Below are 26,437 nucleotides of genomic sequence, written 5' to 3'. Positions count from 1 at the left end.
AAGTAATGTGATTACTGTTTATTTGTTTTATCGATCAAATGACGCGGTTGTTAGGCCGCATCAGGTGCCCAGGCGCAGTCAGCCGGATTAGATTCTGCAGAACCGAGTGCAGCATCGTAGTGGTAAAGCGTTGAGCAGTATGGGCAGATTATGTTGTCATCAGCACCCATGTCGAGGAAGACGTGTGGGTGGTCCTGTGGGGGGCGTGCGCCAATGCACATAAATTCTTTGGCGCCGATTTTAATGGCGTCAACGCCATTGGTGTTGTGAAAGTGGGGTACGACTTTACCGGCCATTTTTTCGCCAAGCTCCATGGAACAAAAATTTGCCGCCGACATTAAATTGGTTCTGGTTAAAAAGACAGTTTTTCTCGCTGATTGATTGCCTTGAGATCGATGCGGTCCACAACTGTACTGCGTTTTTTCACCTAGGACCGAGGTTTTACCGCGGAACTGGTGTTGTCTCAGCCTCTGTGAATAGTTGATGGACTAGTCCAAATTGATAGTTCTTTGGCCTTTTCTTTCTCCATCCTTACATTTACCCTCCCATGATCCCATAGTTTTCCTTTACGTAAACGTTAGGTAATATGCCAATATTCAATAATAATGATCACCCTATCGCTTATCTTGATGAAGGAGAGGGCGACCCAATCCTGCTGATCCACGGATTCGCATCCAACAAGTTCGTCAACTGGGTGTATCCCGGCTGGGTTGATTTGTTGGTGAAGGATGGCCGCCGTGTGATTGCGATTGATAATCGTGGTCATGGTGAAAGCTACAAGTACTACAATGCAGAGGATTATGGCGCTCCGGTTATGGCCGAAGATGCGCTGAAACTGCTGGATCATCTCTATATCGATAGAGCGGATTTGCTTGGCTATTCCATGGGCACCCGCATTTCTGCGTTTTGTGCGCTGCAAGCACCGGACCGGGTGCGCTCGCTGTCGCTTGGCGGGATGGGGTATGGGTTGATTTCTGGTGTTGGTAATCCTGAACCAATCATTGAAGGGCTGTTGGCTGACAAGATCTCTGATGTGAAAGACCGGACGGGTCGTGCCTTCAGAGCCTTTGCCGAGCAGACCAAATCAGACCGGCGTGCGCTGGCAGCGTGTATGCAGTCAGCCCGGAAGCCTATTTCTGAGGATATGGTCTCTAAGATTACAGCGCCGACACTTGTTGCTGTTGGTACAAACGATGATGTGGCCGGTGATCCTAAGGCGCTTGCTGATCTTATGCCGAATGCCAGTTATTTGGAGATTACCAACCGGGACCATATGACCGCTGTTGGCGACAAGATTTTCAAAAAAGGCACATTAGAGTTTTTGGAGCAATTTTCATGAATAGAGGCACCCACGAATTTATCGGAGCCGATGGCAACCGTATTGTTGCAGACCGGTTCGGCTCAAAAGGTCAGCCGGTGATGATGATGCATGGTGGCGGGCAGACGAGACATTCGTGGGGCAAGACTGCTGAGATGATCGCCAATGCAGGTATGCAGGCGTTTTGTCTTGATATGCGTGGACACGGGGACAGTGCGTGGGTTGAAGGGGAGAAATACTTCTTTTCTGACTTCGGTGCAGATGTTGCTGCAGCTGCCGCGCAAATCTATGAGGAAACCGGTTTCAAACCAATTGCGATCGGTGCCTCATTAGGTGGTCTTGCGTCTATTCTGGCTGAGGGTGTTTTGCGTCCAGGTGTGTTGGCTGGCGTTATTCTGGTTGACGTGACCCCGCGCCTAGATGAAGGCGGAGTGAGTAAGATCCTGTCGTTTATGGCTGAAAAGGTCGAGGACGGGTTTGGCAGTGTGGAAGAAGCGGCGGATATGATTGCCTCTTATCTTCCGCATCGAAAGCGCCCTAAGACATTAGATGGCCTTTCGAAAAACCTGCGTTTACGGGAAGATGGCCGCTATCGTTGGCACTGGGACCCTCGCTTTATCACGCATCACGCTGATCGTGCTGATTTGAAAGACAAGGTGCAGAGTGAGCTGTTGGAGGCGGCGGCTAATCTCAAAGTGCCGAGTATGCTTGTTCGTGGAGCGGCATCAGAGCTTGTGAAACAGAGCCATGTAGATGAATTTCTCGCATTGGTTCCCCATGCTCAATTCACAGATGTGAAAGAAGCTGGTCATATGGTGGCAGGCGATGTGAATGATATTTTCACTGCTGCGATCATGCCATTTTTAAAAGAGTACCAAGCGGCAGCTTAAAATTAGAACCGTTTTCTGGTTTTTGAAAGAAATGTAGGTTCACTTTCTAATTACCTATGTAGGTTTGGTACGCGCTTTCTCTAATGGCAATACTGCGTGATGTACTATAGGCGGATAATTCATAGTGAGTGGGTGGGGCTTGGATCGAGACAGTCTGCACCTATGTAAGGTTGAATAGGTCCTATCCATAAAGGAACGCTCTTTCATGGTGCAATTTTCTTCAAGTAGCCCCAAGGAGTTCGCATCGCATGATCCTGTTTGGGATCGCGTGAAAGCCGAAGCCCAGGCGATGGCCAGCTCTGAGCCAGCACTTGCGTCTTTTGTTTACGAGACGGTGCTGAACCACTCTTCATTAGAGGAAGCGATTGTTCATCGTGTGGCTGACCGGCTAGGCCATGTGGTTGTCTCTTCTTCTCTTATTCGCCAGACTTATTTGGATGTTCTGGATCAGGCTCCTGATATTGTTCAGGCCTTCCGTGTTGATCTGGGTGCTGTTTTTGATCGCGATCCTGCCTGTGACCGGTTTCTGGAACCTCTGCTTTATTTCAAAGGGTTCCATGCGCTGCAGACACACCGGTTAGCCAACTGGTTGTGGAAGCAGGGGCGAGAGGATTTCGCGCTTTACCTGCAAAGCCGTTGCTCTGAAGTGTTCCAGATGGATATTCATCCTCAGGTTCCAATCGGGCGGGGCGTTTTCTTTGACCATGGTACCGGCATTGTGGTTGGCGGCACTGCTGTTATTGAAGACGATGTCTCTATTCTGCAAGGTGTGACACTTGGTGGTACGGGCAAGGTCTCTGGCGACCGTCATCCGAAGATCCGTCAGGGCGTGCTGATTGGTGCGGGTGCCAAAGTTCTAGGCAATCTGGAAATTGGCCATTGCTCACGTGTTGCAGCAGGATCTGTGGTTCTTAAAGACGTTGATCCGTGCACGACTGTGGCGGGTGTTCCTGCCAAGGTTGTGGGTGAAGCTGGTTGCGACCAGCCGGCTCGTGCCATGGATCAAATGATCGGTCAAGGTCAAGGACTTTCCTCGCAAAACAAACAAGGATAAGCTAGTTTCCTAGGGTTGGCAGGACGATAAACTTGTATAGTTTGTGCCCCAAGTTTGAAGTGAAATTGGTAAGGAGACGGCTGTGAAGCCTGATGAAATTCGTAAGGTGCAAACCTACATGCGCAATACTTTCAAGTCGCCAGAACTTGAAGTGCGTGCGCGTCCTCGTAAAGATGATTCCGCAGAAGTTTATATCAAGGATGAGTTTCTTGGCGTTATCTTCCGCGACGAGGAAGATGGCGAACTGAGCTGGAACTTCCAGATGGCTATCCTTGATATTGACGTGGAAGGCCTCTAAGGCTTCACGCAAAATCTGATTGATTTGAAGGGCTCCGTTTTGGGGCCCTTTTTGCATCAAAATGAGACTCCTAAGGGCTGTGGGCGTCCTGAATTGAAACGGGATGGAGTTTGTTCGCCTGCCTGAATTTCCTATGTGGATTTCATATGTAAATATTAACAGGAGGTTAACTCGAGGATAGCACGCGGCATAGGAATTGCTTTCAACTGCACAGTAACGCGTTTGAGCTGGATTGAGCCAGCTGAGAATGGGGGAAGTGCATGCTGGGCGATTTGTTGTTGGCCGCGTTTATAGCGGCTTCTGGTTTTGTGACTGCGGGAATTCTGGGTAGCTTCTATCACTTGGTGACTGGGGAGCCACCGCGATTTTTTGCTGAGATGAAAGGGCCGTTGTCCTGGTTTATTGTTGTCGGGTTATGGCTTGTTGCTGGTCCTTTTATATTTATGCGCAATGCGATTCAGGGTTATTACCGCGAGTCATTTAGCCCCAAGATGCTGGCCGCCGCAGGAGGGCTCACCGCTATGTGGAGCATTCTTTCCGGTACGTTTGTTTTGAGTTTTCTCTTGGCACTTTGAGCAAGCCATATGCTAGATTGCGCGGGATTTGATTTGTGCAATCTAGGAGAACCTTGTGCCTTTTTATAAGCTTGGAGACAGAAGCCCTAATGTTCCTGAAAATGGAAACTACTGGGTCGCGCCATGTGCAAGTCTGATTGGGCATGTGCAGCTGGATGAAGAAGCGAATATTTGGTTTGGCGCTGTTTTGCGCGGTGACAATGAGCTTATCCATATTGGTGTGCGGTCTAACATTCAGGACGGATCAGTTCTTCATACAGATTTGGGGTATCCGCTGGTTGTTGGCGCAAACTGTACGGTTGGTCACAAGGCGATTTTGCATGGATGCACTGTGGGGGAGGGCTCGCTTATTGGCATGGGCGCGACAATCCTGAATGGTGCTAAGATTGGTAAGGGCTGTATTATAGGTGCAAATGCACTGGTTCCTGAAGGCAAGATTATTCCAGATGGTTCTCTGGTTGTGGGAATGCCGGGGAAGGTGGTTCGTGAGTTGGATGATGAAGCACAGGCGATGCTTATCCGCTCAGCAGATGGCTATGTGATGAATGCACAGCGCTTTAAAGAGCAGCTGGTTGAACTCTGAAGCCATCACGATTTTTGAAAACAAAACAAGCCGCGGCATTTCCCGCGGCTTTGTTGTTTGCCAAGACCATGGCAGCTTTATTCTGGAATACTTGCAACAGTGGTGACGCGTTTATCCGAAATAGCGGACCAGGCAGAAGCGTGGCGAGCGGACTGGCGTTTTACGTAGCGGTATGGGGTTGAGTACCAGGGTAAAATCGAAGAGATCTGATTATCGAGAATGAGATCTCCCTGGTCAGTGCGCACGCTTAACACAGCGTGCCCGCCATTACTCAGGTCTTTCACGACCGTTATGAGCAGGGAGCTTGGCGGCCAGCCCAAGGCAATGAGTTGCCGCTGTTTTTCCAGAACGTATTCTTCGCAATCACCAGCACCTTGCGGGTATGTCCAGTATTCAGGCACTCCGAACAGTTGCTCGTCTGTTAGCGGGCGAACTTGTGTGTTGATTGAGGCGTTTACATCCAGCAATTCCTGCCAGCGCTCTTTGGTCAAGCGGACAACCAACGGCGTGTTGGTACCATAGCGGCACTGTTGCGGGTAGTTTTGACAGAATTCGATATGACCAACGGGGGCAGTGGCTTGTCCGATAATTGGCATAAAGCGTCCTGGAACTTGCTCAGCGTGAGCGTAAGACAGGCTGATTAGCCCACCCAATGCGACCCCCAAAACACTTTTCGCGAACAGCTTATACTCAAACACAAGTAGCGCCCTCCAATCATGGCAGGCTCTACTTTCCTTCGCGCATTTTTATTTGGTTATAATCTTTAAAGTCAGTATTTAATCAAAATTGAGCAGTATTTAAATCAAGATTGAGTATCAGTTAAATCAATATTTCTGAAAATAAGAATCAATATTAATTCAAATTGTAATTATGCTAAGACTCCGCAGGAAACTGGAGTTTCTGATCAGACCTAACGAGAGTTTTATGGTTTAGTTACAGTTAATTAGAGAGTTGGCATGTGAAGCTGTGTCAGTTGCATGTAATTCTCACTGCAAATATTTTTTTATAAATTTATCGAAAAGCTGAGGCTTAACCGTTGATAAGACAGGAATCGGTCTGGCTGGCTTAGCGCTTTTCAGCGTTGGAGATATGGTGCTCCAGCAGTTCCTTATTCTGGACGGTGGCGAATTCGACTGCGACGCCTTCTTCAAAGTGGCGAACGATCCGTGCACGCATCTTACCAAGCGTGATTGGTGTTCCAAGTGCCGGACGTACATCCGTCTTGAGTGCTGCGCCAGAGAGGGAGACATCCACAATGCGGCAGGCGTATTCTCTGCCGTCTGGCAAAATGATCTTCGTAATTGGATTCTTTGGAGTGAAGCGGTCAAATCTGCGATCTTCTGGCAGATTAAGCTCGTCTTTGTTTGCCAGCCAAGTCAGGACGGAAGCCAGCTTGTCGCGCTTGCGTGCGCTGGCATTGAGCGTCATTGCAAAGCCGCCATCGATCTCGCGGACGATCTTTCCTTCAACACGACCAATGTGATCGAGATAAGCGACAACGCGTTCGCCAACTTCGCCCATTACCGGAGAGATAAAGGCGGCGCCACCAGGTGACATGTTGACGACCTGGCAAGGGTACTCACGTCGGTTTTCCAGCATGAAACGGCCCAGCACGTTGATTTCAACGCGAGAAAAACGGCGTCTGTCAGGTGCTTTTGCTGCTAGTGCAGCAATTCTGTTGGTCGCTGTGCGCCCTGCCATTTTCCTAGGAATCCCGACTACGCGATTATTGACTAGTAGAAACTTGGGTCACACCCTAGGAAAACAAGGTTAACAGAATGGTAACTGTGGTGCGGAGTACAGGTTTATATTTTGCCCCCATCAACAACTCTAAGGTGTCCTACCTGTCGGCTGTTTGGAATTTCGACGGCCTTTGGTACTGCTGACCGTTGCAAGTGACTTCCACGGCTAACTCTTGGTTCCATTGAACTAACAGCGCGATGCGTTGGAGTTCCAAAATGTGGGACGCAGTCATTTTCGTCACTGAAGAGAGGTGCGTCTTCATCTGGCCAGATCAACCTCAGGCTGTTGACTTTTTGCTTGGAGATCGCCTGAACACCGAGCCAGAATGGACGCTTGAGCGGTGCCATGCAGCCAAGAATACGCGTGCAACCTTCCCCCTGAACACGGATTGGCAGGAGCAGGAGTTCCAGGTCTACTGACTGGCCCATTTCAGTTGTGCCCGTGAAGCTGATCACAGCAGCAGCGCCATCCTGTGTTATGGCAGAAAGCATGGCTGTGACGGCTTGCTGGTCTTTCTCATCCCAACCATCAAGGAAACTGCGGCCTTTCAGTTCACGACAGAACAGGGAACACAATCGTGTCCCTGCAAGACGGAACCTGAAATTGTTCTGCTGTGCCAGTTCCAGAATAAACGTATCGCCCAAAACACTTTTGATTGCGGAAGGTTGAATATCGCCACGTTCGGGAGCTGGTCGTTCAGCCCGAATTTCGTCCCAGTATTCGAAGAGTATCCGTGATGCACCGTGTTTCATATTCCCGCCTTCCCCAGTCCGCTTATTGGGTTTTCCCATTGGGGTCAGTGTCCTTTTTATGGACAACTTTAACTATCCGCTGGTCTATGGTGGGGAATAAGCATGGAGCGTGCCAAGTTAGAAATATCATAAAAATTTAATAAAATATTAACCTTAACAAAGAGTTTAAGTTGTGCTGTTGGGGGGCTTGTATAATCTTGGTTGCAGTTGCCTCACCTGAACCCTTGAGGCCCTAAGAATTGAGCTATTGTTGGCGGTAAACCTAGGTTTTCAGCATTTCGTGTGCTGATAAAAGTCGGGAAATCAAACGCCTAACGGGGAGAAGCTCCGATAAACCGTCAGCGCTTGGGGGAGTGCTGGCGGTTTATTGTTTTCATTTGATCCTTACATTTTGCGGCAAGCCTTGCGAAGCGTGCCAAGTTGTCTTAGTTCAAAATGGGACAATAATTTTGGATCTGTAATAAAATGAACCAATCCAATGAAGACCATCTGGCACCTCACGGCCCCAATCTTCAGAGACCAGCACGGGAGCCGATGTTCAATCTGCCAACCGTGGTTGTTGGACTGTCTCTGATCTTTATTGGGATACATCTGGTTCGTGCCTATGTGTTGACGCCCAACGCGGATTTGCAGACGCTGCTTTTATTTGCGTTCTGGCCTGTCCGATATCTTAGTGGATTTATGGCTGAATATTCCTGGCCAGGAGAAACTGTTTCGGCGATCTGGAGTTTTCTGACCTACGGATTTTTGCATGGTAGCGTGCAGCATGTAGGTTTCAATGTGCTTTGGATGGCAGTGTTCGGGAGTGCTGTTGCACGACGTTTTGGTGCGACCCGGTTTCTGCTGCTGTCGGCTGTTTGCGCTGTTGCTGGCGCGGGGGCTCACCTTGCTACAAACTGGGGGCAGAGTATCCCGGTGATTGGTGCATCGGCGGCAGTCTCAGGACAGATGGCAGCTTCCTTACGCTTTATCTTTGAAGCTGGTGGTCCGATGAGCTCGTTTCGGCGCTATGATAATGCAGCCTATTCTATTCCTGCCCGACCTTTGATGGAGGCGTTGAGCGATCGCCGTGTACTTACCTTTATTCTGGTATGGTTTGGCTTGAACTTCCTGTTTGGCATGTGGTCTGCGCCAGTTGCGGGTGAGGGTGTTAGTATTGCCTGGCAAGCTCACGTAGGTGGATTTATCGCTGGCTTGATCCTATTTCCATTATTGGATCCGATTAAACCGCGTTGAAGTGGAGCGTTTAATAGTTAGCTAACTACATATGTTAACAGCACCTAAGTTGGTGGCTAGGCAAGCATTGTTTTTTTGTGTCATGATGCCGTAGGGTTAGATTTGTTCTCTTCCTCTTTTTTCTCTGAGAAAGAAGGATGACATAAACAAACGAGGAGGTCGCCATGACAGTTGCTGCCATATTGAACGGCAAAGGGCGGGACGTTTTTACGGAACCGAGCACACGTAGTTTAAGCGAGATATGCGCAAGCCTTGGAGGCCGCCGCATAGGTGCTATTGTGTTGTGTGATCAGCCGGGTGTGATTGTTGGGATCGTGTCGGAGCGTGATGTGGTTAAGGCAATTTCCATGGAAGGAACTGATGCACTTGCACAACCCGTCAGTGACTACATGACTAAAGAAGTTGCCGTCTGTAACGAAACCGATTCCGTGAACGGTGTTATGGCGCGTATGACTGATGGGCGGTTCCGTCATATGCCAGTTGTGGAAGACGGAAAGCTCATCGGGCTGGTCTCGATCGGTGATATCGTGAAGTTCCGCATTGCTCAAGTTGAGCGTGAAGCCGAGGATCTGCGGAGTTACATTCAGGCCGTATGATATGTGCCTAAACTGCTGTGCTTCTAAGGCACAGCAGTTCTATCCAGTCTATTTCTTATCAATACATTGTTGGTCAATGCACTTCATCAAGGCTGCATCTCTGCCAGTTGATGGAGTTCTGGAAGCGCACGGCATGTGGTTTCATATCCAACGCGAATTGCTTCTTCACCACGATGAAAGTCGAAAAGACCCAGATGTGAGAGGCGCAGTGTCAGAATGTTGTCTGGGGGGTCTCCTGCAAGCCGTGAGCGTCCGATCCTGTCCTGAATGATATTGTAGCTGTCCATCATTACGCCGGAGATGCCCGGCAATCCTTTTGGCTTCCCACCGAATATTTGACGTCGCAAGACGCGCTTGATTGCGCCGCCCGGATCTTTTTGCAGCTTGCTATCGATCTCTGGGATCATGTCTTTCGGGATTGGGGGCAGTTCATGGACAATTGTAGAGCCTCGGCCGAATGTGTCGGAGTTGAGGTTGACTGCGATCACAGCTCGTGCACCCATCGCGCGGCATACTGAGACTGGGATTGGATTGACCAACGCACCATCCACCAGCCAGCGACCACCATATGCGACCGGCTCGAACACGCCGGGGAGGGAGGTGGAACACCGCATCGCCTGCGTGAGTGGACCCTTCTTCAACCAGATTTCGTGTCCGGTCCCAAGCTCTGTTGCAACTGCTGCAAACGGTCGGTCGAGGTCCTCGATCATGATACCGCCGAAGTGGTCTTCGAATAATGAAAGGACTTTTTTGCCTGAGATGAGGCCGGAACCGCCGAAGGAAAGGTCGACCATGCTGAAGACCCGGCGGCGAGAAAGTGACACAACCCATTCTTCGAGTTGGTCCAGCTTGCCACAGAGATAACAGCCGCCGACAACAGCGCCAATGGACGTGCCAGCTATAAAGTCCGGCTGAATGCCTGCTTCTGAAAGGGCTTTAAGTACGCCAATATGCGCCCAACCACGAGCCGCACCACCGCCTAGAGCCAATCCGATACCTGGTGTGATCTCTGGCTCAGGTGTGGTGGGTGGTGTCTCAGGCTCTTCTTCTACAGGCTGTTTGCTGTTTGGCCACAGAGGTAGATTTTGCAGCACTGCTATCTCCCCGACTGTCTTTCAACGGTTGAATAATCAAAATTACCTTGGGGTAACTATGCTATTTAAACCTATAAAAAGACTGAATCGGGGCACAGCGAAACCTACTGTTTTTTCCCGTAAACTTCTTGGGGGTCATATACCGGAGCGACTTCCGTCTTCTCCAGCCAAACGTCGCCTGTGTCGTTGCTGTCCACTTTTCGAAAGAAGCAGGAGCGGTAACCGACGTGACAGGTTGCGCCGTTGCCATGCACCTTGACGCGCAGCCATATGGCGTCCTGATCGCAATCGGTCCGGATTTCAATGACTTCCTGCACTTGGCCGGAAGTGCCGCCCTTTTTCCAGTATTCCTGTCTGGAGCGGCTCCAGTACCAAGCTTCGCCGGTTTCAATTGTACGACGCAGGCTCTCGGTGTTCATATAGCCCACCATGAGTAGCTCACCGCTCTCGAAATCCGTGACTGCAGCTGCGATCAGACCGTTATCGTCAAATTTTGGGCAGAGTTCATCACCCAGCTCAATTGCTTTTTTGTCAGCACGCGGCGCGAAGCCGTCGGCTTTAATATTCGTCGACATGAAATGCTCGAATTTTGTGATGAATGGTCCGAGCTTACGAACGGACCATTGTCATAAAGCGTACCTGTTCAGATGCGTTATCTTCAAAAACACCAGAGAACCGGTTGGTGAGTGTTGATACACCTTGTTTTTGAATGCCACGCATGGACATGCACTGGTGTTCTGCCTCAATCATGACGGCGACGCCACGTGGAGCCAGATATTCTTCCAATGCCGTTGCGATCTGAACGGTCAGATGTTCCTGTGTCTGAAGGCGACGCGCGTAAATTTCTACAACACGTGCGATCTTGGACAGGCCGACCACAGCATGATCTGGATAATAAGCGATATGTGCTTTTCCGGTGAACGGCAACACATGATGCTCACAGAAAGAAGTGAAAGAGATATCCTTCAGCAGCACAATATCATTGTAGCCGCCGACTTCTTCGAAGGTTCGTTCCAAGTGCTCGCGAGGATCTTCTTTGTATCCAGAGAAGAGATCTTCGTAGGCTTTTACCACGCGTTTTGGTGTATCCAGCAGTCCTTCACGTTCGGTGTCATCACCGATCCATTGAAGAAGTACGCGTGCAGCAGCCTCAGCTTCAGCCCGGCTAGGGCGGTTGGGGAGCTTGTTGTCTTCTGTAGCCGTGGGATCGGTCTCTGTAACCGGTCTCAAAACAGCGTCCATATTATGTCTCCAACAATACGCAGTCGATGAGTGTAATTTAAGACATACTTCTCTTAAAAAAACACTGAACCCGCCATAGGTTCCTGCGCAACAACTATTTTTGTCGGCCTGTTTTCAGTCAGGCTCTTCCCATTGTCATACGCAAATCTATAGCTTACCTAAGGAGATGCGAGTATGGCGCAGGGTATAAACTACGACAACCCGTTTAGACAGCCAATAAATTGGCACCTATGGTTTCTTCTAGGTAATGTGTGCTAGATTGCGATATTCCGCTTTTGACCTCTAGCAAGGTCTCGGCAGCACCACCTATATAAGATAGATGTCTTGGTTAGGAAAGGGTCTTCCCTTACTACTGAGTGATCCAAGGTCGCTTTAAGTTATAAAGCGAGTGTCAGAATAGTAGCCAGAGTTTTGCATGTTGGACGACATTTACAATACTAAGATCCTTGAGTTTGCAGGGAATATCCCTTTACTGGGACATCTCGATGCCCCGCAAGCTCAGGCAAAAGCACACTCGCGGCTTTGTGGTTCGACGGTGAGCGTTGAGGTTTGTGTAGCCGATGGTCTAATAACCTCATTTGCGCAGGACGTGAAAGCGTGCGCGCTTGGGCAAGCATCAGCCTCTATTTTAGGTCAGCATGTTATTGGGGCTTCACCCTCTGAAATTCGGGAGGCTTATGCGCAGCTCCATGCGATGTTGAAGGAAAATGGACCACCACCGGTCAGTCGTTTTGCTGATCTGTCCTTCCTTGAACCGGTGCGCGAATATAAAGCGCGTCATGCGTCCACCATGCTTGCGTTTGAAGCCTTGGTGAAAGCGCTTGATGATGTTGAAGCTACCGTTGCTTAAGGCCAACTGAAATGTGTAAGCCCGAACCGCTCCCCAAAGTGAGGCCTGCCAGCCTGATGGCGCGGGTTGGGGTCGGGCTTATTTGGATTTACCAACACAGTTTGTCGTTGATACTCGGGCGTGCGTGCCGTTATCAGCCTTCCTGCTCACATTATACAGCTGAGGCGATGGTGCGTTTCGGCTTTTGGCGTGGCGGTTGGATTGGGCTATCACGGATCATCCGTTGTAATCCATATGGAGCGAGCGGGTATGATCCTGTGCCTGCAAGTCTGCCCAAGCATTCCAGATGGTATCTGCCCTGGCGCTATGGGCACTGGACTGGACACCATATTGACCCCAAGACGCGCTTTGATCTGCTGGACTAGAAACCGTTCCTGTTGCTAAGGGCAGGTGAACTCGTTTTTCTCTTCTTCAGTGAGGACTGGCAAAACCGCGAACTCTCCCTCAATGGAAAGGTTTTCATAGGGCTGTGAGTTGATAACAACACCGTATGCTTTTCCGCTGGCAGCATCTAATGTCCAAACCCATCCGAGATTGGATTCCTGCGGATTATCCTTCCAGGAGATTTGAGTAATTTCCGGTGTGATCTGCTGAACAGTGTAGGTTGCAGATCCTTTGCTCTTGCCAAGTTTGGAGGTGGTGTTCCATGCGAGTGCTTCACTGTTGCAGATGAAGGTTGTGAACTTCTCTTCAATTGCCTCTGCGCCTTCCTTTGTAATAGTCCAGGCGAAATTCAATGATTTCCCTAACCATTGCTCGGCGGCTTTTGCAGCGGAAGCGCCACTTCCAGTTTCTGCGAGTGTATGGATGTCGCTTTGGAGGCTTTTGCTGGTTGGGACGGGCGGACCATCTCCCGTAACCTGTGCAACTGCGACCAGACCAGATGAATGAATGAACAAGACTGCGCTTGCGCTCAGGATTGCTAAGGGTTTCATTGGGTTATCCTGTTTTCATTCTTGCCGCTGTTTGATTGAGTTCAAAGGCTACTGAAAGAACTGCGACCAAAAACTTCCTTTGTCATTCTCACTATTCTCATTGTCAGTAGCGGTTGGATCAGTCGTCGGTTCGGATGGTGCCGGCATGTCGTGTGGATTGCTCATTTGGTATTCCGGCATGCCACTCATCATGGATGGGTCTTCTTCTGCATTATCTGGTTCTGGTTCGACAGTCCCAGAGGTTCCAAGAGAGGGTTCAATAGATATCTGAGTGTGAGCAGGACGCGCTCCAGACGTGAGCGCAAACCCTATGACGACAAGATATGTGAAAAGCCAGTGCCTGCTCATTTGAATACCTTCGGATGATCAGTGTGGTGTGCACTCCAATACAGAAACTCATAATTTCGTTTGAAGATAATGGCTTAATGTAGAGTTGCGTCCAGCAACTTGCAGTGGTTCCGGGTTCTTGGCTTAATGAAAAGCTATCTGCCGGTGTTGAAATTCATGAAATTTTTGTGCTCGAAATACGTAATTTTGCCTATGTGAGAGCCGCCTAGAGGCGTGTTGTTCACAGATTGAGGGCCAAAAACGTTTTTTCCTATGTTTTCCCAACCCAAATTTCAAAGGAGCGTTGACAAGAGGGGCTCAAATGAAGATAACCCGTCCTCACACGGCGCGGCCAACTTGGCCAATGCGACGGAGGAGTGCCCGAGTGGCTAAAGGGGGCGGACTGTAAATCCGCTGGCTATGCCTACGTTGGTTCGAATCCAACCTCCTCCACCATTTTTCTTTCATAAAATCAGTTTGTTACGGTAGAGATGCATGTCTATTGAAGGTTTTGAAGACCTCCCAAGTTATGCTTTTGGCGACAGCCCTGACCTTGCTGACAGCTTGCTTGAGCTTGTTCTGAATGGAACAAAGACGGCTACCTGTGGCGATCTGCTTTCCTATGAGAAAGAAGGGGAGTCGCTTCCTCAGCCGGGTGATCAGTTCGTTATTCTTGATGGTAAGGGGCATGCCGCTTGCGTCATTGAGATGGTTACGGTTGATGTGCGCCAGTTCGACGAGATTGATGAAATTTGGGCTGTGCTGGAAGGCGAAGGCGATCTTAGCCTTGAATTCTGGCAGGACGCGCATCGTGAATATTTTGAACGGAACGGTGTCTTTGCTCAAGATATGAAGTTGGTTTGTGAGTATTTCCAGCTGGTAAAGATCTTCGAACGCGATCAAGCTAAGCCGAATTAAGTCTCTTCCAGTTTTTGTGAGATGTTCTCTGAGCCGGATGATCGCTTGTCCGGTGATGTGCTGTGGCTTTGAATAGCCTGCCAGATATCCTCTTTAACATTCTGCCATTGCCGGAGCTCAGCTCTCAAAGGTAGTTCTGCGCGCAATGTGTCCTTGGTTTTTAATGTTGATTGGATCAGGGCGGCCAGTTCCTCAGCGTTGTGCGGGTCGAAATATCGGCAATGATCACCGCCAACTTCTGGAATGGAGGTCGCATTTGAGGCAAGCACAGGTGTCCCCATCCAAAGAGCTTCGCCGACGGGCAGGCCGTATCCTTCAAACAAGCTCGGATACACCAGCGCAATTGCTTCTTTGTAAAGGGCGGTGAGCTCGGCTTGCGAGGGTGATTGGACAATCGTCACGTACTTGCCAATAGCCGTATACTGCTGATCGTTGTTGAGGCTTGCGAAGGCGCCATTTGGAATTGCGCCTGCGCATATGAGCTGTGGCAGTGGGGTATCTTCGTTGTGCTCCAGAATGTGCAAGTAGGCGTCAAAAACCAGCTTCGTATTTTTTCGGTATCTAATGTCACCTAACAGCAAAAAGAACCCATTCTCCGGGCGTTGTCTGAGCGGGTAGATCGGCTCTGTTTCCTGAAATTCATGAGCCAAATGTACAACGCTTGTGCTCTGAGGGGATGGGAGTTTCTGCTCTGCCAGGAATTTCAGCAGATCGCTTCTCGTATACTCTGAGTTTGCCAGAACGTGCGGTCTTGTGGTGACAGTTCGCCTTAAATGTTCCAGCCAAAGTTTTGCGCCGAGGTCTTCTTCAGGGTCGTTGAGACGCAAAAGAGAGATGTCATGGATCATGACGTAAACTGGTACATATGGCGCGCGGCTCTTCACATACTCAGTTAGACGCCGAGCTTCTTCCAAGTTTCCCAATGAAAGGAAGGGAGCGTCAATGTCGGAGAGTGGTTCTCCAAGCGCTTCTCCATCATAAGCTCCGATGGTTTCATCCGCGTGTGAGCGCAATGTATGCCGCAACCTGTGAAATAGTCCTTTGATTTTGCGGTTCCTGTATTTTTCAAGATGGAATGTTTTTACAGGAGCGCCCAGCAAGTCGGGCAGATATGCAGGGTTAAGGTCATCATCCTTAAACAGAGGATCGGCTTGCACACTCACATATTCGTTTGTTCGAGCGTCATGGCAGATGAAGGTGACTTCAAGGTCATCCTTATAAAAGCGTCTGGCTGTTTCATAGAGTGTTCTGGTGACGCCATTCGCCTGCAATGAGGTAGAGCGGTTCTGCCTCAAGGTGGTCAAATCAAAGTAGAGCTTTGGCTTTGGCGTCGTCATGCTCAGCTCCTGGTTGCTGGTAGAGTGTGCGTCATGCATTCCTTGTGATGGAGTTTGCGAATCCTGTTGTTGCAAACAGTATGCGGAGTGGGGAGGGGGAAGGCTAGCTAAACCCTTGCTAACCAGTGGTAATTCAAGGTGTGTAACCTGTCGATTAGGTGATCTATCCCGAGGAAAACAGAGTTGAGCGCACTTAAAATCATCTGGACGCGTCTTCAAGAATTGGTTATTCAGGCAATCCATGATTAACACCAAACTGCTTACCTGCCTTGTTTGCAGGAGTGAGCTGGAGACTTGATATGCTGCAATTAACTTTCCCTGACAATTCCGTTCGCGAATATGACGCTGGTTCCACCGGAGCTGACGTTGCAGGGAGCATTTCTAAATCTCTCTTGAAGAAAGCTGTTGCCGTCGCGATTGATGGTGAGCTGCGTGATCTTTCTGATCCTATTCCAGCAAGTGCTGCGATTGAGTTTGTTACTCGCGATGACCCTCGTGCGCTGGAATTGATCCGCCACGATGCGGCGCACGTGATGGCAGAAGCTGTGCAGGAGCTGTGGCCTGATACACAGGTTACAATCGGCCCTGTTATCGAGAACGGTTTTTATTACGACTTTAAGCGTGAAACGCCATTTACACCTGAAGATCTGCCAAAAATCGAAAAGAAGATGCAGCAGATCATTCAGCGCAATGCGAAGTTCACCAAGGAAATCTGGAGCCGCGACGAAGCGAAAGAATACTTTGCTTCCAAGGGTGAAGACTACAAGGTCGAGCTTGTTGATGCGATTCCTGAAGATCAAACCGTTAAGATCTATAAGCAGGGTGACTGGTTGGATCTTTGCCGTGGTCCGCATATGGCATCCACTGGCCAGGTCGGTCAGGCATTCAAGTTGATGACTGTTGCCGGTGCTTACTGGCGCGGCGACTCCAACAATGAGATGCTGACCCGTATCTATGGTACTGCATGGTCCAATGAGAAAGATCTGAAAGCTTACCTCCATATGCTTGAGGAAGCTGAGAAGCGTGACCACCGTAAGCTAGGCCGCGAAATGGATCTCTACCACTTCCAGGAGGAAGGTCCGGGTGTTGTCTTCTGGCATCACAAGGGCTGGCAGCTGTTCCAGAACCTGACCAACTACATGCGTCGCCGTCTTGCTGATGACTATCAGGAAGTAAATGCACCGCAGATTCTGGATAAGTCGCTTTGGGAAACTTCCGGTCACTGGGAATGGTACCGCGAGAACATGTTTGCGACTGAGACCGAAGACCACCGCGTCTTTGCGATCAAGCCGATGAACTGTCCTGGTCACGTCCAGATCTTCAAGCACGGCCTGAAGTCCTATCGTGATCTGCCTCTGCGTATGGCTGAGTTCGGTGCTGTTTCCCGCTATGAGCCATCCGGTGCGTTGCATGGCCTGATGCGCGTTCGCGCGTTTACGCAGGATGATGCGCATGTGTTCTGTACTGAAGAACAGATGGCTGCGGAATGCCACAAGATCAACGACCTGATTATGTCCGTCTACAAGGACTTCGGGTTTGAAGAGATTGTTGTGAAGCTCTCAACCCGTCCTGAAAAGCGTGTTGGTTCTGATGAAGTCTGGGATCACGCTGAAGCAGTGATGGGAGAAGTGCTGAAGGAGATCGAAGCAAACTCTGGCGGCAAGATCAAGACAGGTATTCTTGAAGGCGAGGGCGCGTTCTACGGTCCTAAATTTGAGTACACTCTGCGGGATGCGATTGGTCGTGAATGGCAGTGCGGTACCACTCAGGTAGACTTTACCTTGCCAGAGCGCTTTGGTGCGTTCTATGTGGACAGCGATGGCGAGAAGAAGCAGCCGGTGATGATCCACCGCGCGATCTGTGGTTCTCTGGAACGCTTCCTTGGCATCCTCATTGAGAACTTTGCTGGTCATTTCCCATTGTGGCTGACACCTCAGCACTTCGTTGTGGCAGCAATCACCTCTGATGCAGATGATTATGCGAAAGAAGTGCATGCAGCGCTTAAAAAAGCTGGTTTGCGCGGTGAGCTGGATCTTCGTAACGAGAAGATCAACTACAAGGTTCGCGAGCATTCTCATGCCAAGATCCCTGTGATTATTGCGGTTGGTAAGCGTGAAGCAGAAGAGAAGACAGTGAGTATCCGTCGTCTTGGTTCGCGCAACCAAACATCAATGACATTGGATGAGGCGGTGGCAAGCCTTACTGATGAAGCAACAGCACCAGATCTGAAAGAGCAGGCTTCCTGATCTTTATAGACTGAGTGAAATTTTGAAGGCTGGCCGCAGGTTTCTGTTGCCAGCCTTTTTCTTTTTGGCCTCACTGTCGCCTAAACTTCACGTAAGTTTGCGAAAGCTTACAAAACCGGCTCAGATGAAATGAGTTATGTGAAGTGAGGATGTCGTGAACCACGCGGATTTAAGCTACGCCAATAGTACTCATCCCATATTGAAGCGATGGCTTATTCGCAGCATCGAAGGGCTCTCTGGTAAGCGAGCGCTGTTGGGCCTCTATGAGGAGTGGCGGGCTGGTTTTTCAGTTTCTGATCAGGTGCTCTGGCGTGATCTGCTGGAACAGATTGACTTGCGTGTGGAATGTACCGGAAACGACTGTCCGCCCGCTGATCTGGATGGGAAGCCGCTGGTGCTGATTGCGAACCATCCCTATGGCATTGCAGATGGAATCGCGATTCTTTCGCTTGCTGAACAGCTCAATCGTCCTTACCGCGTGCTGATCAATAATGAGCTGTTGAAGGTGCCTGAAATCAGGCCTTTCGCTTTGCCAGTAGACTTTGAAGAAACCGAAGAGGCTTTGCGCACCAATTTGAAAACACGGCAGGAAGCGCTGAGATTACTGCGGGAAGGGGTGGTGATTGTGATCTTTCCTGGAGGCGGTGTTGCTACAGCTGCTAAGCCGTTTGGCAGGGCTGAGGAGCTGCCTTGGAAAACATTCAGTTCCAAGCTCATTCGAAGCGCGCGAGCAACGGTGCTGCCGGTTTATTTTGAGGGGCAGAACTCGGCATTGTTCCACATGGTCAGTCGCTTTTCTCTGAGTTTACGATTGTCGCTCCTTATCCGCGAATTTAAGAGCATTCTGGGACAAACCATTCTTGCGCGGATTGGCTCTCCTATTTCCTATGAGGTTTTAGAGGGATGCGAGAGCCAGCGAGAAATGGTGGATGAACTTCAGGCAATTGTTATGAGTTTGCGGGATTGTGTTGAGGCGCCAAAGGCGGAGACCTTTTATCTTCCGTAGGACATCCTCCTTAAGGTCTGCGTGAGCCAATAAAAAAGGCGCCGAGTGCGGCGCCTTGGTCATTCTAGATCTTGTGTAAGCCTTACAGAGGGTTTTCTGCAAGCACTTCCACTTCCACGTTGTTTACGCTTGGATTGACCGTGAACTCTTCGCGATACATTTCACCGTTGTTGCGCGCCATAACCGTATAGGTTCCGGCTGCTAGGGTGAGATCAAGGAACGCACCATTGCCGCTTGCAACGGTGTCGCCGCCTGGAGAGAGGATCGTCCAAGACGTGTTGGCCAAAGATGTCTTGTTTTTAGCGCTTACCAGCTTCAGCGTGATGTTGCCTGCCTGATGGTAAAGGGTTGCTTCGGTCAGCTTGCCTGCCTGAACGTGAATATCTGCGCGTACGACAGCGTTGACATCGCCGTAGCGGCTTTCAACATGGTAGGTGCCTGCGCTCACTGGAACCAGCTCGCCCGGCTTGATGCCAGATGCAATGAGACCGCGGTTACCTGTGGTGTCGTATGTCATATCGTAGATGTTAAAGCGCACATCTTTGCGTGGCATCTGCTGATCGTTGCCCAGAGCAGCGTCCAGACGAATACCACCTGCGTTCAGGATGATTGTTCCTGTCTTCACACCGCTTTTAAGTTCATAACGCGTGGTTGCTGTGACTTTGCCAAAAGAGGTGTGAACGAGGTAAGTACCCGGATCGAGGCGGAATTCTGCGTCCTGATCTTGAGAGGACGCAACCATAGTCAAAGATCCGTCATCATTTTCTTTTGAAGAGTAGACACGCCATTTCAAGCCTCGTGTGAGGTTTGGTGTTCCCTCAGCCAGCTTTGCTACCAGATAAAGGACAGGCTGTGCGCCGACAGGTGCCTGCTCTGCGCCTACAGATGGGGGAGCATACGGCAAAAAGCTCGTACCCATTGTTGGTGCAAGGGATTGTCCCTGATAACCGCTGAGCGGATCATAGCTGATAGGAGGTGCGATGGTCTTGTCTGGCTTTGCGCCCAAGTCCAGCACTTCTTTAGAGAATGGCAAAGCAGGTTTGGAAACAGGAATAGGACCTGCAGCCTGAGCGGCGTTTCCAAGCAAGGCCAATCCAGCACAAAATGCTGTGGCGGTTGCTGCGCGTTGTAGCGCTTTGCTGAACGTCGATATCCGCTCTAACTTCACGTGTGCTCTCGCTACTACTTCAGAAAGTGTTACTCGTGTGCGACAGTAAATACAAAACCGACACCCGATCGAGTGAAATCAGATTACAGTGACAAACTGTGATTTGGAAGTGTTTTATAAATTTTTACTAAGTGGGTTGGGGATTGGTAGTCAATGTGGCAAGAATGGGGCAAGACCATCCTTTAATTGACACAGTTGATATTCTGTATAGGACTATTGCGTAGCTTTAATCGTTGAAATCCTGAAAAGAATCGAGACCGTGGAAACTAAAGACCTTCCAGAACTGAAGAGTTTTCTCAAAACTCGTCGCTCCCATCTCGCTGCAACACTCGTGCATCCTGGTCCCAATCAAGCACAAATTTCAGAGCTTCTTGAGATAGCCTGCCGTGTTCCAGATCACGGAAAAATTTCTCCTTGGCGGTTTATTATCTATGGCAATTCACAGGCTGACCTTATCGGTCTAAAGCTTGCTGAAATTGCAGAAAAGCGTCAGGGCTCGCTTGGTGAGAACACCAAGGTAATGGAGCTGGAGCGTTTCAAGCGCGCGCCGTTGGTTATTGGCGTTGTGTCTTCTCCAAACCGGGAACATAAAGTTCCGGTCTGGGAACAGGAGCTTGCTGTTGGGGCGGTTTGTGTCTCGCTCCTTAATGCCTGCTTTTCAATGGGTTTTGCAGGCCAGTGGCTCTCTGAGTGGTATGCTTTTGATGATGAGGCAGCTGCCTATCTTGGTGCTCGTGATGGGGAGCGGTTTGCAGGCTTCATTCATATCGGAAGCGCTAGCATTGTTCCGAGTGAGCGTCCTCGGCCTGATGTTGCCCGATTGACTGAATATTTTGAAAGTTCTCTTTCCGGTGTTGATGCGTAGGAGTTGAGGCAAGTATATGTTTTATGAAGCGAATAAGCCGCATGGATTGCCCCACAATCCATTCAAGGCTGTTGTTGCACCTCGTCCGATTGGTTGGGTTTCTACCGTCTCTAAAGACGGTGTGCGCAACTTGGCTCCTTACAGTTTTTTCAATGCAGTGTGTGATACTCCGCCGATGGTTGTGATTGGGTCCAGCGGTTACAAAGACTCTGTCCGCAACATTGAAGAAACTGGCGAGTTTGTCTGCAACCAAGCCACATTGGATCTTGCAGATGCGATGAACCTGTCCTCTGCAATGGTTGGTACTGATGTTGATGAGTTCGAGCTTTCCGGTTTAACGGCAGAGCCATCCAAATTGATCAAGGCTCCACGCGTTTTAGAGGCAAAAACTGCGTTGGAGTGTAAGCTGGTTAATGTGCAGCGTCTGATCGATATTGACGGAAATGAGACTAACAGCTGGCTTATACTGGGTCAGGTTGTTGGTGTGCATATCGACGAGAGTGTGCTTGAAAACGGATTGCTCAATGTGGCGAAAATGAAGCCTTTGGCCCGGTTGGGTTACATGGATTACTCGGTGGTTGATTCTGTATTTCAGATGGACCGGCCAGTTCTTCCAGAAAAAGCATGATGGCGGGCGCTCAGGCGCCCCTTTTCTTATCTCGAAAATACCTGTTGTATCTGATGCGCGTCTTCAGGCGTGTTTGCGTTCATGCCAGTAAAGCCGAGTGCTACTGATTTTTCCAGATCCTCAGGTGCTGCCGTTGGTGCTGTATCCAGAGCAATCAGGTGAGCCGATTTTGCAGCAAACAGGCATTGTGTTTGTGCATATTGAAACGGCGGCAACAAATCACCGTTTTCATCTCTGGACTGTTTTGCATCCAGTGTCTCTTTCAACGCCTCTTCATTCCATGCCAGTGTGGTTAGGCGTGGGCTGGTGTTGGAGAGGTTCATGAGGTTGTGAAACGCTGCGGGATATCTGCCAAGTTCAGGAATGATCTTCACTGTGCAGTCTTGCAATGCGTGTTCGGCTTCAAAGACAGAAAGTATCGCGTGCAAACGTTCAATATCAGCGCGCGATTTGATGAAGGTTGGAACGACGCCTCTTGGCCTCACATGAGCATAGGGTTTGAGTGTTGAAAGGATCGTGCTCTCTGATGGTTCGTTTAGTGTGAGATAAAGATCGTGGTGTTTGCCCAGCTCTGCCAGAGTGTTTGGCGAGCCATAAGGCTCGAACTCGCTGACGGGCTTTTCTGGCAGAATGGCGAGTGATACATTCCTCAGAGCTTTCAGCTCTTCTGTGTTATCGAATGTTGAGGCCATCACGCTCAGCAGGCAGTTCATTGCTTTTCTCCGAATCCAATCAGAAATTGAATTGTAATGCATAATTCGTAGAGAACAGGATAGGCGAAAAATCTGTTTTAACTCAAATAACTCAGTGATTTCAGTAGGGTAAAATTAAAATTTAACTATTTGTTAACTAATATTAAGAGATATTAACTAGTGGTATTATAGGGGGCAGATTCTCGTGAAGGTTGCAGGCGATCCTTCCATTGCAGGGCGTATTGAATCGGCTTTTCAAAAGGCCAGTTCCAAAACAGGTACGTCTTTTGACTTTCTGCTGCAAGCGGCTGCCCGTGAATCTTCCTTTGACCCAAACGCCAAAGCTAAAACCTCCTCTGCCTCGGGGCTTTTTCAATTCATCGAGTCCACCTGGCTTGAGACGCTCAAGAAAAATGGCGAGGAATTGGGCTTGCAAGACTATGCACAGCACATTCGTGTTGATGCAAATGGTAAGTACCGCGTCGACAACAAGCACCTGAAGCAACAGCTTCTGGATCTGCGTTATGACCCTGATATCTCTTCGCTTGTTGCCGGTGCTTTGGCAAAAGACAACGCCTCTGGACTTTCTTCAAATCTGGGACGGGATCCGTCCGCTGGTGAACTCTATCTTGCGCATTTTCTTGGGGTGAATGGTAGTCTACGGCTTTTGAATGCTGCTCAGGACCGACCAGAGCACCCGGCTGCGGACCTGTTTCCGCTACAAGCGCGGTCCAATAAGGCTGTATTTTACAACAAGGATGGGCAGGCGCGGACCGTCAGCGATGTGCATGACCGCCTGGTTGGTCGCTTTAATGATACGATTGCTGGTTCAGACCGTCCGGCAGTTGGTGTGCGTAGGGGGCCTATCACTAAGCCGATTGACAGCCACCGCGTTGAAAGTCGCATTCTGACAGCATGGCGTGCGACGACGGTTGATAAAGATGAGGCGCCTTTTCAGTCCCTGTTTCGGACTGATGAAGCGGCAGCATTAACTGCGTCCAAAGCTGTGAGTGAGACGAAGCGATCTGGTGTTGAGGTTCAGGAATCAATCAGCCAACAGTTTGTTGCGCCAAAACCAGTTGCGCGACCATCTGGTGCGCCTTTGGATCTGACCAAATTTCTTGCACCGTCCCAAGCAAGTGGAAAGTCCTTAAGTAAGAAGGTCTAGAACCTGTGACTTACAGGCGTTTCTTACTGCTCTAATCTTTAAAAAAACAAGTTTTACGAGAAACTGCGGGTGCAGTGAACGAAGCCTTAAGAATTATGATTAATTATTTCTACCCATAGTTGGTGGATACAGGTTTCTGAGTGCCATGATTATCAAGAGTTTTCTGAATTGGGTGCAGTATGCGCCAAGTGGAAGTCGCGCACAGGCGGCTGGTGCTTTGGTGCGTGCTTTCTTGTACTCTGAACTTGAAAGCTCTGAGTACAGCGAAGCAGAGGCGGCATTGACCTTCCTGCTTGATGATCGTGATGTTGCGGTTCGGATCGCCCTTGCAGAAGCCTTTGGCGCTGCAAAGATTGTTCCTTCTCATATCATTTCTGCTTTGCTCGTGGATGAAGATGAAGTTGCGCTGCCTTTGCTTTCTGGTGCAACGACTATTCCAGAAGGTGAACTGGTGGATCTTGTTGCGACAGGTTCCACTCAGCGTTGTGTTGCAGTTGCCAGTCGGCCTGAAATTACGGTGGGTTTGTCTGCTGCTATCTGTGAAGTTGCTTGCGAAGAGGCCTGTGTTGCTTTGCTTGCAAATGAGAAAGCAGAGATCACACCCAACAGTATGGAACGTGTGGTTGCACGGTTTGGCGAAAGCCGGGACGTGAAAGATGCTCTGATGTCTCGTGATGATGTTCCCTTGCAAATCCGACATATGATGCTGCGGCGTTATACTGAAGGTCTTGGTGACCATCCGCAGGTGCTTGGTGCAAGGAATATGCGTGCTCCTGAGCAACTGGTTGCTGATGCGCAGGATCGTTCCACGATTTCACTGGCCTGGAGTGCCTCTGACAAAGAATTGCACGGGCTTGTTGAACATCTGGTTGTTTCCGCTCAGATGACAAGCGTTCTTTTGCTTCGTTCAGCAGTAACCGGTTGCTTTAACTTGCTTACAAGCTCGCTAGCTCGCTTATCTGATTATGATGAGGATCAGGTGTTTGACGCATTGGCGACGCCATTTGGTGCTTCGCTGCGCCGTGTCTTGTCAGCTGCTGGCTTGCCTGATCGCACGCATACGCTTTTCCAGGAGTGTATTGCCAGCTGGCAGCGGGTCGAAAACATGCAGATCGACCATTGGTCCAAGTCACGCATTGTAGCGGGTGATCTGATTGCGCTGGAAGATGAGCTTGGTATTGAGGATCTGGGAGATCTGCAAGACTTGTTGCATCGCCTCTCCAATGAGGCTGCGCGCGAAAGTGCACGTACTCGTGTTGCTGAAATGCTGAGTGACGTTGCTTAAGGTATTCAGCTTATTGCTTGATTAGCTGTCGACGAGCTCCGTGAGCGGTGCGCTTGCTTCTTCCAGTCTTGTCACAAGCGCGACACCAAGCCGATTGGTTTCATCGCGGGCATCTTCAGAAATCATTGCATTGATTGCGCTTACGTGTTGAGCGATGAGCTCTTTCGGGAAGCTCTCTTGTGTCTTGGCGGCGACCAGCAAGAGTGTCAGGTTGTTTGCAACGCGGCCAACCAGTGGGAAGCCCAGAGTTTCCGCCTGGCCTTTGATGTCGTGGGCGCAGCGGAACAGTGCGTCGTAGGTTTCCTCTGTAAAATCAGCATTCTGTGCTGCCTGATTGGTCTCTTTCAGGCAATCGACTTCCGACCCCATCCAGCTTTCGAACTTGTCAGAGAGTTTCTCGATGGCTTCTTCAGCAGCTTTGACCGGGTCGAACTTGGCAGCTTCAATGGTCGACATCTTCCGGACTTTTTTGGAAAGGTCGTTTGGAACGCGGATGTGTTCCTGAGAAGATTTATCTGAACCAGTTAAAGAAGCCATTGTCCTGCGTAATTCCTGAGCCTGCATTGCTGTAGGTGTGATTATATTTCGAATTCGAAATAATATCTAACTATTTTACGAGCAATTCCAACCCGAAGTTGTTTCTTCTAGCATATTTGGTTGTGATCACAGCATCAACTGGTTGTGTCTTAGTACTTAAACATCTCAGAGAGGATACGTTCGTCCCAGCTGTGTTCATTATCGAACATGATGCAGCTTTGAGCTGTCGCGTCCTGATAGATGGTCGTGCTGATAACATTTCGGAACTCACGGTGATCAGCGGCTGCGTTGACCGGGCGCTTGTCTGCTTCAAGTACTTCAATCTTAACGGTGTTCTGTGTTGAGAGCAGAGCTCCGCGCCAGCGTCTTGGGCGGAAGGCACTGATGGGTGTAAGTGCCATCAGAGGCGAGTCAATCGGCAGGATCGGGCCATGGGCTGACAGGTTATAAGCTGTGCTGCCCTGGGGAGTAGAGATAATGATACCATCGCAGGCCAGCTCTTCCATGCGGACGCGGCCATCTACGGAGATGCGAAGTTTCGCAGCCTGATGGGATTTGCGCAGGAAAGAGACTTCATTGATTGCACGAGCGGTGAACTCGTTTCCGTCTTTGTCGACAGCTTCAATGTTGAGGGGATGGAGAGGTGTTATCTCTGCTTTTTCAAGGCGTTCGATCAGGCCTTCAGTCTTGTACTCGTTCATGAGAAAGCCGACTGAACCGCGATTCATGCCGTAGATCGGCATGCCTTTGTTCATAAACTTATGTAGATAAGAGAGCATAACTCCGTCGCCACCAAGCGCGACAATGACGTCCGCATCGTCTTGCGAGGCAGATCCGTACATCTTTTCAAGAGCTTGGCGTGCAGCAAGTGCTTCTGGCGTATCGCTGGAAACAAAGGCAATGCGGTTGATAGTTCTTCTCTTCAAAGACGGCTCCTCCCTTAAAAAGGAGGTAGCATGACTTTGGGAAAATTCAAACTGCCTTTATGTCGCTTCTCGTGGGATTGCCAATGGATTAGCGCATGCCTTGCCAGTTTTTACTGTAAAAAATACATAGTCTCTATAAGTATTGTGTTGTGTATTTGTGCAATACTA

At 49.7% G+C, this 26,437-nt stretch carries 31 protein-coding genes and 1 tRNA gene; 18 read left to right on the top strand and 14 right to left on the bottom strand.

The window, feature by feature from the left end:
- Nucleotides 1-50: 50 nt before the first annotated feature.
- A complete protein-coding gene (locus PsAD5_RS15405) occupies nucleotides 51-296 on the bottom strand; it encodes a zinc-finger domain-containing protein (RefSeq protein ID WP_063292823.1) in 246 nt (81 codons plus the stop codon).
- 290 nt (nucleotides 297-586) lie between these two features.
- Between PsAD5_RS15405 and PsAD5_RS15400 the strand changes: the two genes are divergently transcribed.
- From PsAD5_RS15400 to PsAD5_RS15375, 6 genes are all read left to right on the top strand, one after another.
- Nucleotides 587-1,339 (top strand): alpha/beta fold hydrolase, encoded by a 753-nt coding sequence (locus tag PsAD5_RS15400; protein ID WP_063289538.1) that lies wholly within the window; start codon nucleotides 587-589, stop codon nucleotides 1,337-1,339.
- Nucleotides 1,336-2,208 (top strand): alpha/beta fold hydrolase, encoded by an 873-nt coding sequence (locus PsAD5_RS15395; RefSeq protein WP_063292724.1) that lies wholly within the window; start codon nucleotides 1,336-1,338, stop codon nucleotides 2,206-2,208. The genes PsAD5_RS15400 and PsAD5_RS15395 overlap by 4 nt, the downstream gene beginning before the upstream one ends.
- A 205-nt stretch (nucleotides 2,209-2,413) precedes the next feature.
- The gene (gene cysE, locus PsAD5_RS15390; protein ID WP_063289536.1) at nucleotides 2,414-3,262 is read left to right on the top strand and encodes a serine O-acetyltransferase; all 849 of its coding nucleotides are present in this window, start codon (nucleotides 2,414-2,416) and stop codon (nucleotides 3,260-3,262) included.
- Between the two features lie 82 nt (nucleotides 3,263-3,344).
- Complete coding sequence (locus PsAD5_RS15385; protein ID WP_063289535.1) at nucleotides 3,345-3,560, top strand: DUF3126 family protein; 216 nt, start codon at nucleotides 3,345-3,347, stop codon at nucleotides 3,558-3,560.
- 260 nt (nucleotides 3,561-3,820) lie between these two features.
- Nucleotides 3,821-4,135, top strand: coding sequence for a DUF6949 family protein (locus PsAD5_RS15380; RefSeq protein WP_063292723.1), 315 nt, complete (start codon nucleotides 3,821-3,823; stop codon nucleotides 4,133-4,135).
- A 55-nt stretch (nucleotides 4,136-4,190) separates the two neighbouring features.
- Nucleotides 4,191-4,718 (top strand): gamma carbonic anhydrase family protein, encoded by a 528-nt coding sequence (locus PsAD5_RS15375; RefSeq protein ID WP_063292722.1) that lies wholly within the window; start codon nucleotides 4,191-4,193, stop codon nucleotides 4,716-4,718.
- 77 nt (nucleotides 4,719-4,795) lie between these two features.
- Here PsAD5_RS15375 and PsAD5_RS15370 read toward each other — a convergent pair whose 3' ends face one another.
- From PsAD5_RS15370 to PsAD5_RS15360, 3 genes are all read right to left on the bottom strand, one after another.
- A complete protein-coding gene (locus tag PsAD5_RS15370) occupies nucleotides 4,796-5,416 on the bottom strand; it encodes a transglutaminase-like cysteine peptidase (RefSeq protein WP_057462527.1) in 621 nt (206 codons plus the stop codon).
- Nucleotides 5,417-5,783: 367 nt separating this feature from the next.
- Complete coding sequence (locus tag PsAD5_RS15365; protein WP_057462526.1) at nucleotides 5,784-6,419, bottom strand: PilZ domain-containing protein; 636 nt, start codon at nucleotides 6,417-6,419, stop codon at nucleotides 5,784-5,786.
- Nucleotides 6,420-6,523: 104 nt separating this feature from the next.
- Nucleotides 6,524-7,213 (bottom strand): PAS domain-containing protein, encoded by a 690-nt coding sequence (locus PsAD5_RS15360; RefSeq protein ID WP_057462525.1) that lies wholly within the window; start codon nucleotides 7,211-7,213, stop codon nucleotides 6,524-6,526.
- 465 nt (nucleotides 7,214-7,678) lie between these two features.
- On the opposite strand from PsAD5_RS15360, the gene PsAD5_RS15355 reads away from it, so the two are divergent.
- Nucleotides 7,679-8,449: a rhomboid family intramembrane serine protease gene (locus PsAD5_RS15355; RefSeq protein WP_063292721.1), complete on the top strand. Its 771-nt coding sequence runs from the start codon at nucleotides 7,679-7,681 to the stop codon at nucleotides 8,447-8,449.
- Nucleotides 8,450-8,613: 164 nt separating this feature from the next.
- Nucleotides 8,614-9,045, top strand: coding sequence for a CBS domain-containing protein (locus PsAD5_RS15350; protein WP_057462523.1), 432 nt, complete (start codon nucleotides 8,614-8,616; stop codon nucleotides 9,043-9,045).
- Nucleotides 9,046-9,131: 86 nt separating this feature from the next.
- Here PsAD5_RS15350 and PsAD5_RS15345 read toward each other — a convergent pair whose 3' ends face one another.
- The 3 genes from PsAD5_RS15345 to folE all read right to left on the bottom strand — a co-directional run bounded on the left by PsAD5_RS15345 (nucleotide 9,132) and on the right by folE (nucleotide 11,381).
- Nucleotides 9,132-10,145 (bottom strand): patatin-like phospholipase family protein, encoded by a 1,014-nt coding sequence (locus PsAD5_RS15345; RefSeq protein WP_063292720.1) that lies wholly within the window; start codon nucleotides 10,143-10,145, stop codon nucleotides 9,132-9,134.
- Nucleotides 10,146-10,243: 98 nt separating this feature from the next.
- Complete coding sequence (hisI, locus tag PsAD5_RS15340; protein WP_063289530.1) at nucleotides 10,244-10,714, bottom strand: phosphoribosyl-AMP cyclohydrolase; 471 nt, start codon at nucleotides 10,712-10,714, stop codon at nucleotides 10,244-10,246.
- A gap of 34 nt (nucleotides 10,715-10,748) precedes the next feature.
- Complete coding sequence (gene folE, locus PsAD5_RS15335) at nucleotides 10,749-11,381, bottom strand: GTP cyclohydrolase I FolE (RefSeq protein WP_057462520.1); 633 nt, start codon at nucleotides 11,379-11,381, stop codon at nucleotides 10,749-10,751.
- A 415-nt stretch (nucleotides 11,382-11,796) separates the two neighbouring features.
- Here folE and PsAD5_RS15330 point away from each other — a divergent pair, with 415 nt between their 5' ends.
- Both PsAD5_RS15330 and yidD read left to right on the top strand, forming a co-directional pair.
- Nucleotides 11,797-12,231: an iron-sulfur cluster assembly scaffold protein gene (locus tag PsAD5_RS15330; protein WP_063292719.1), complete on the top strand. Its 435-nt coding sequence runs from the start codon at nucleotides 11,797-11,799 to the stop codon at nucleotides 12,229-12,231.
- Nucleotides 12,232-12,242: 11 nt separating this feature from the next.
- Nucleotides 12,243-12,596 carry a membrane protein insertion efficiency factor YidD gene (gene yidD / locus PsAD5_RS27685; RefSeq protein ID WP_084404516.1) on the top strand — a complete coding sequence of 118 codons (354 nt, stop codon included), beginning with the start codon at nucleotides 12,243-12,245 and terminating at the stop codon, nucleotides 12,594-12,596.
- Nucleotides 12,597-12,611: 15 nt separating this feature from the next.
- Here the strand turns inward: yidD and PsAD5_RS15325 are convergent, their stop codons facing one another.
- On the bottom strand, nucleotides 12,612-13,166 hold the full coding sequence (locus PsAD5_RS15325) for a hypothetical protein (protein WP_063292718.1): 555 nt from the start codon (nucleotides 13,164-13,166) through the stop codon (nucleotides 12,612-12,614).
- Between the two features lie 48 nt (nucleotides 13,167-13,214).
- Nucleotides 13,215-13,514, bottom strand: a complete 300-nt coding sequence (locus tag PsAD5_RS15320) for a hypothetical protein (RefSeq protein WP_063292717.1) — start codon at nucleotides 13,512-13,514, stop codon at nucleotides 13,215-13,217.
- A gap of 350 nt (nucleotides 13,515-13,864) precedes the next feature.
- Between PsAD5_RS15320 and PsAD5_RS15315 the strand changes: the two genes are divergently transcribed.
- Both PsAD5_RS15315 and PsAD5_RS15310 read left to right on the top strand, forming a co-directional pair.
- Nucleotides 13,865-13,949, top strand: a tRNA-Tyr gene (locus tag PsAD5_RS15315).
- Between the two features lie 39 nt (nucleotides 13,950-13,988).
- Complete coding sequence (locus PsAD5_RS15310) at nucleotides 13,989-14,411, top strand: ASCH domain-containing protein (protein WP_063292716.1); 423 nt, start codon at nucleotides 13,989-13,991, stop codon at nucleotides 14,409-14,411.
- Here the strand turns inward: PsAD5_RS15310 and PsAD5_RS15305 are convergent.
- The gene (locus PsAD5_RS15305) at nucleotides 14,408-15,748 is read right to left on the bottom strand and encodes a glycosyltransferase family 4 protein (RefSeq protein WP_208988633.1); all 1,341 of its coding nucleotides are present in this window, start codon (nucleotides 15,746-15,748) and stop codon (nucleotides 14,408-14,410) included. The two genes, PsAD5_RS15310 and PsAD5_RS15305, sit on opposite strands and share 4 nt — an antisense overlap.
- Before the next feature lie 299 nt (nucleotides 15,749-16,047).
- Between PsAD5_RS15305 and thrS the strand changes: the two genes are divergently transcribed.
- Both thrS and PsAD5_RS15295 read left to right on the top strand, forming a co-directional pair.
- Complete coding sequence (gene thrS / locus PsAD5_RS15300; protein WP_063289525.1) at nucleotides 16,048-17,994, top strand: threonine--tRNA ligase; 1,947 nt, start codon at nucleotides 16,048-16,050, stop codon at nucleotides 17,992-17,994.
- A gap of 154 nt (nucleotides 17,995-18,148) precedes the next feature.
- Nucleotides 18,149-19,000 (top strand): 1-acyl-sn-glycerol-3-phosphate acyltransferase, encoded by an 852-nt coding sequence (locus PsAD5_RS15295; protein ID WP_063292714.1) that lies wholly within the window; start codon nucleotides 18,149-18,151, stop codon nucleotides 18,998-19,000.
- Between the two features lie 82 nt (nucleotides 19,001-19,082).
- On the opposite strand, the gene PsAD5_RS15290 is transcribed toward PsAD5_RS15295, so the two are convergent.
- A complete protein-coding gene (locus tag PsAD5_RS15290) occupies nucleotides 19,083-20,168 on the bottom strand; it encodes a hypothetical protein (protein ID WP_057462510.1) in 1,086 nt (361 codons plus the stop codon).
- A gap of 259 nt (nucleotides 20,169-20,427) precedes the next feature.
- Here PsAD5_RS15290 and PsAD5_RS15285 point away from each other — a divergent pair, with 259 nt between their 5' ends.
- Nucleotides 20,428-21,033, top strand: a complete 606-nt coding sequence (locus tag PsAD5_RS15285; protein ID WP_057462509.1) for a nitroreductase family protein — start codon at nucleotides 20,428-20,430, stop codon at nucleotides 21,031-21,033.
- 16 nt (nucleotides 21,034-21,049) lie between these two features.
- Nucleotides 21,050-21,661 carry a flavin reductase family protein gene (locus tag PsAD5_RS15280; protein WP_057462508.1) on the top strand — a complete coding sequence of 204 codons (612 nt, stop codon included), beginning with the start codon at nucleotides 21,050-21,052 and terminating at the stop codon, nucleotides 21,659-21,661.
- A gap of 26 nt (nucleotides 21,662-21,687) precedes the next feature.
- Here PsAD5_RS15280 and PsAD5_RS15275 read toward each other — a convergent pair whose 3' ends face one another.
- Entirely contained in the window at nucleotides 21,688-22,374 is a 687-nt protein-coding gene (locus PsAD5_RS15275; RefSeq protein WP_063292713.1) for a hypothetical protein, read from the bottom strand.
- A gap of 184 nt (nucleotides 22,375-22,558) precedes the next feature.
- Between PsAD5_RS15275 and PsAD5_RS15270 the strand changes: the two genes are divergently transcribed.
- The gene (locus PsAD5_RS15270) at nucleotides 22,559-23,521 is read left to right on the top strand and encodes a lytic transglycosylase domain-containing protein (protein ID WP_057462506.1); all 963 of its coding nucleotides are present in this window, start codon (nucleotides 22,559-22,561) and stop codon (nucleotides 23,519-23,521) included.
- A gap of 145 nt (nucleotides 23,522-23,666) precedes the next feature.
- A complete protein-coding gene (locus PsAD5_RS15265; RefSeq protein ID WP_063292712.1) occupies nucleotides 23,667-24,806 on the top strand; it encodes a DUF2336 domain-containing protein in 1,140 nt (379 codons plus the stop codon).
- Between the two features lie 21 nt (nucleotides 24,807-24,827).
- Here PsAD5_RS15265 and PsAD5_RS15260 read toward each other — a convergent pair whose 3' ends face one another.
- Both PsAD5_RS15260 and PsAD5_RS15255 read right to left on the bottom strand, forming a co-directional pair.
- The gene (locus PsAD5_RS15260) at nucleotides 24,828-25,343 is read right to left on the bottom strand and encodes an Hpt domain-containing protein (RefSeq protein ID WP_057462504.1); all 516 of its coding nucleotides are present in this window, start codon (nucleotides 25,341-25,343) and stop codon (nucleotides 24,828-24,830) included.
- A gap of 149 nt (nucleotides 25,344-25,492) precedes the next feature.
- Nucleotides 25,493-26,269 carry an NAD kinase gene (locus tag PsAD5_RS15255; RefSeq protein ID WP_063289517.1) on the bottom strand — a complete coding sequence of 259 codons (777 nt, stop codon included), beginning with the start codon at nucleotides 26,267-26,269 and terminating at the stop codon, nucleotides 25,493-25,495.
- Between the last annotated feature and the right edge of the window lie 168 nt (nucleotides 26,270-26,437).

It is taken from the genome of Pseudovibrio sp. Ad5, assembly GCF_001623095.1.
Taxonomy (GTDB): Bacteria; Pseudomonadota; Alphaproteobacteria; order Rhizobiales; family Stappiaceae; genus Pseudovibrio.
Note: the sequence above shows the minus strand (reverse complement) of the source record. Positions and strands in the feature narration are given on the sequence as shown.

Excerpts from the sequence above, each read along its gene's own strand:
- PsAD5_RS15405 (WP_063292823.1), bottom strand. The coding sequence starts at position 296 with ATGGCCGGTAAAGTCGTACCCCACTTTCACAACACCAATGGCGTTGAC.
- PsAD5_RS15400 (WP_063289538.1), top strand. The coding sequence starts at position 587 with ATGCCAATATTCAATAATAATGATCACCCTATCGCTTATCTTGATGAA.
- PsAD5_RS15395 (WP_063292724.1), top strand. The coding sequence starts at position 1,336 with ATGAATAGAGGCACCCACGAATTTATCGGAGCCGATGGCAACCGTATT.
- cysE (WP_063289536.1), top strand. The coding sequence starts at position 2,414 with ATGGTGCAATTTTCTTCAAGTAGCCCCAAGGAGTTCGCATCGCATGAT.
- PsAD5_RS15380 (WP_063292723.1), top strand. The coding sequence starts at position 3,821 with ATGCTGGGCGATTTGTTGTTGGCCGCGTTTATAGCGGCTTCTGGTTTT.
- PsAD5_RS15365 (WP_057462526.1), bottom strand. The coding sequence starts at position 6,419 with ATGGCAGGGCGCACAGCGACCAACAGAATTGCTGCACTAGCAGCAAAA.
- PsAD5_RS15360 (WP_057462525.1), bottom strand. The coding sequence starts at position 7,213 with ATGAAACACGGTGCATCACGGATACTCTTCGAATACTGGGACGAAATT.
- PsAD5_RS15355 (WP_063292721.1), top strand. The coding sequence starts at position 7,679 with ATGAACCAATCCAATGAAGACCATCTGGCACCTCACGGCCCCAATCTT.
- PsAD5_RS15350 (WP_057462523.1), top strand. The coding sequence starts at position 8,614 with ATGACAGTTGCTGCCATATTGAACGGCAAAGGGCGGGACGTTTTTACG.
- hisI (WP_063289530.1), bottom strand. The coding sequence starts at position 10,714 with ATGTCGACGAATATTAAAGCCGACGGCTTCGCGCCGCGTGCTGACAAA.
- folE (WP_057462520.1), bottom strand. The coding sequence starts at position 11,381 with ATGGACGCTGTTTTGAGACCGGTTACAGAGACCGATCCCACGGCTACA.
- PsAD5_RS15330 (WP_063292719.1), top strand. The coding sequence starts at position 11,797 with ATGTTGGACGACATTTACAATACTAAGATCCTTGAGTTTGCAGGGAAT.
- yidD (WP_084404516.1), top strand. The coding sequence starts at position 12,243 with ATGTGTAAGCCCGAACCGCTCCCCAAAGTGAGGCCTGCCAGCCTGATG.
- PsAD5_RS15325 (WP_063292718.1), bottom strand. The coding sequence starts at position 13,166 with ATGAAACCCTTAGCAATCCTGAGCGCAAGCGCAGTCTTGTTCATTCAT.
- PsAD5_RS15320 (WP_063292717.1), bottom strand. The coding sequence starts at position 13,514 with ATGAGCAGGCACTGGCTTTTCACATATCTTGTCGTCATAGGGTTTGCG.
- PsAD5_RS15310 (WP_063292716.1), top strand. The coding sequence starts at position 13,989 with ATGTCTATTGAAGGTTTTGAAGACCTCCCAAGTTATGCTTTTGGCGAC.
- PsAD5_RS15305 (WP_208988633.1), bottom strand. The coding sequence starts at position 15,748 with ATGACGACGCCAAAGCCAAAGCTCTACTTTGATTTGACCACCTTGAGG.
- thrS (WP_063289525.1), top strand. The coding sequence starts at position 16,048 with ATGCTGCAATTAACTTTCCCTGACAATTCCGTTCGCGAATATGACGCT.
- PsAD5_RS15280 (WP_057462508.1), top strand. The coding sequence starts at position 21,050 with ATGTTTTATGAAGCGAATAAGCCGCATGGATTGCCCCACAATCCATTC.
- PsAD5_RS15275 (WP_063292713.1), bottom strand. The coding sequence starts at position 22,374 with ATGAACTGCCTGCTGAGCGTGATGGCCTCAACATTCGATAACACAGAA.
- PsAD5_RS15265 (WP_063292712.1), top strand. The coding sequence starts at position 23,667 with ATGATTATCAAGAGTTTTCTGAATTGGGTGCAGTATGCGCCAAGTGGA.
- PsAD5_RS15260 (WP_057462504.1), bottom strand. The coding sequence starts at position 25,343 with ATGGCTTCTTTAACTGGTTCAGATAAATCTTCTCAGGAACACATCCGC.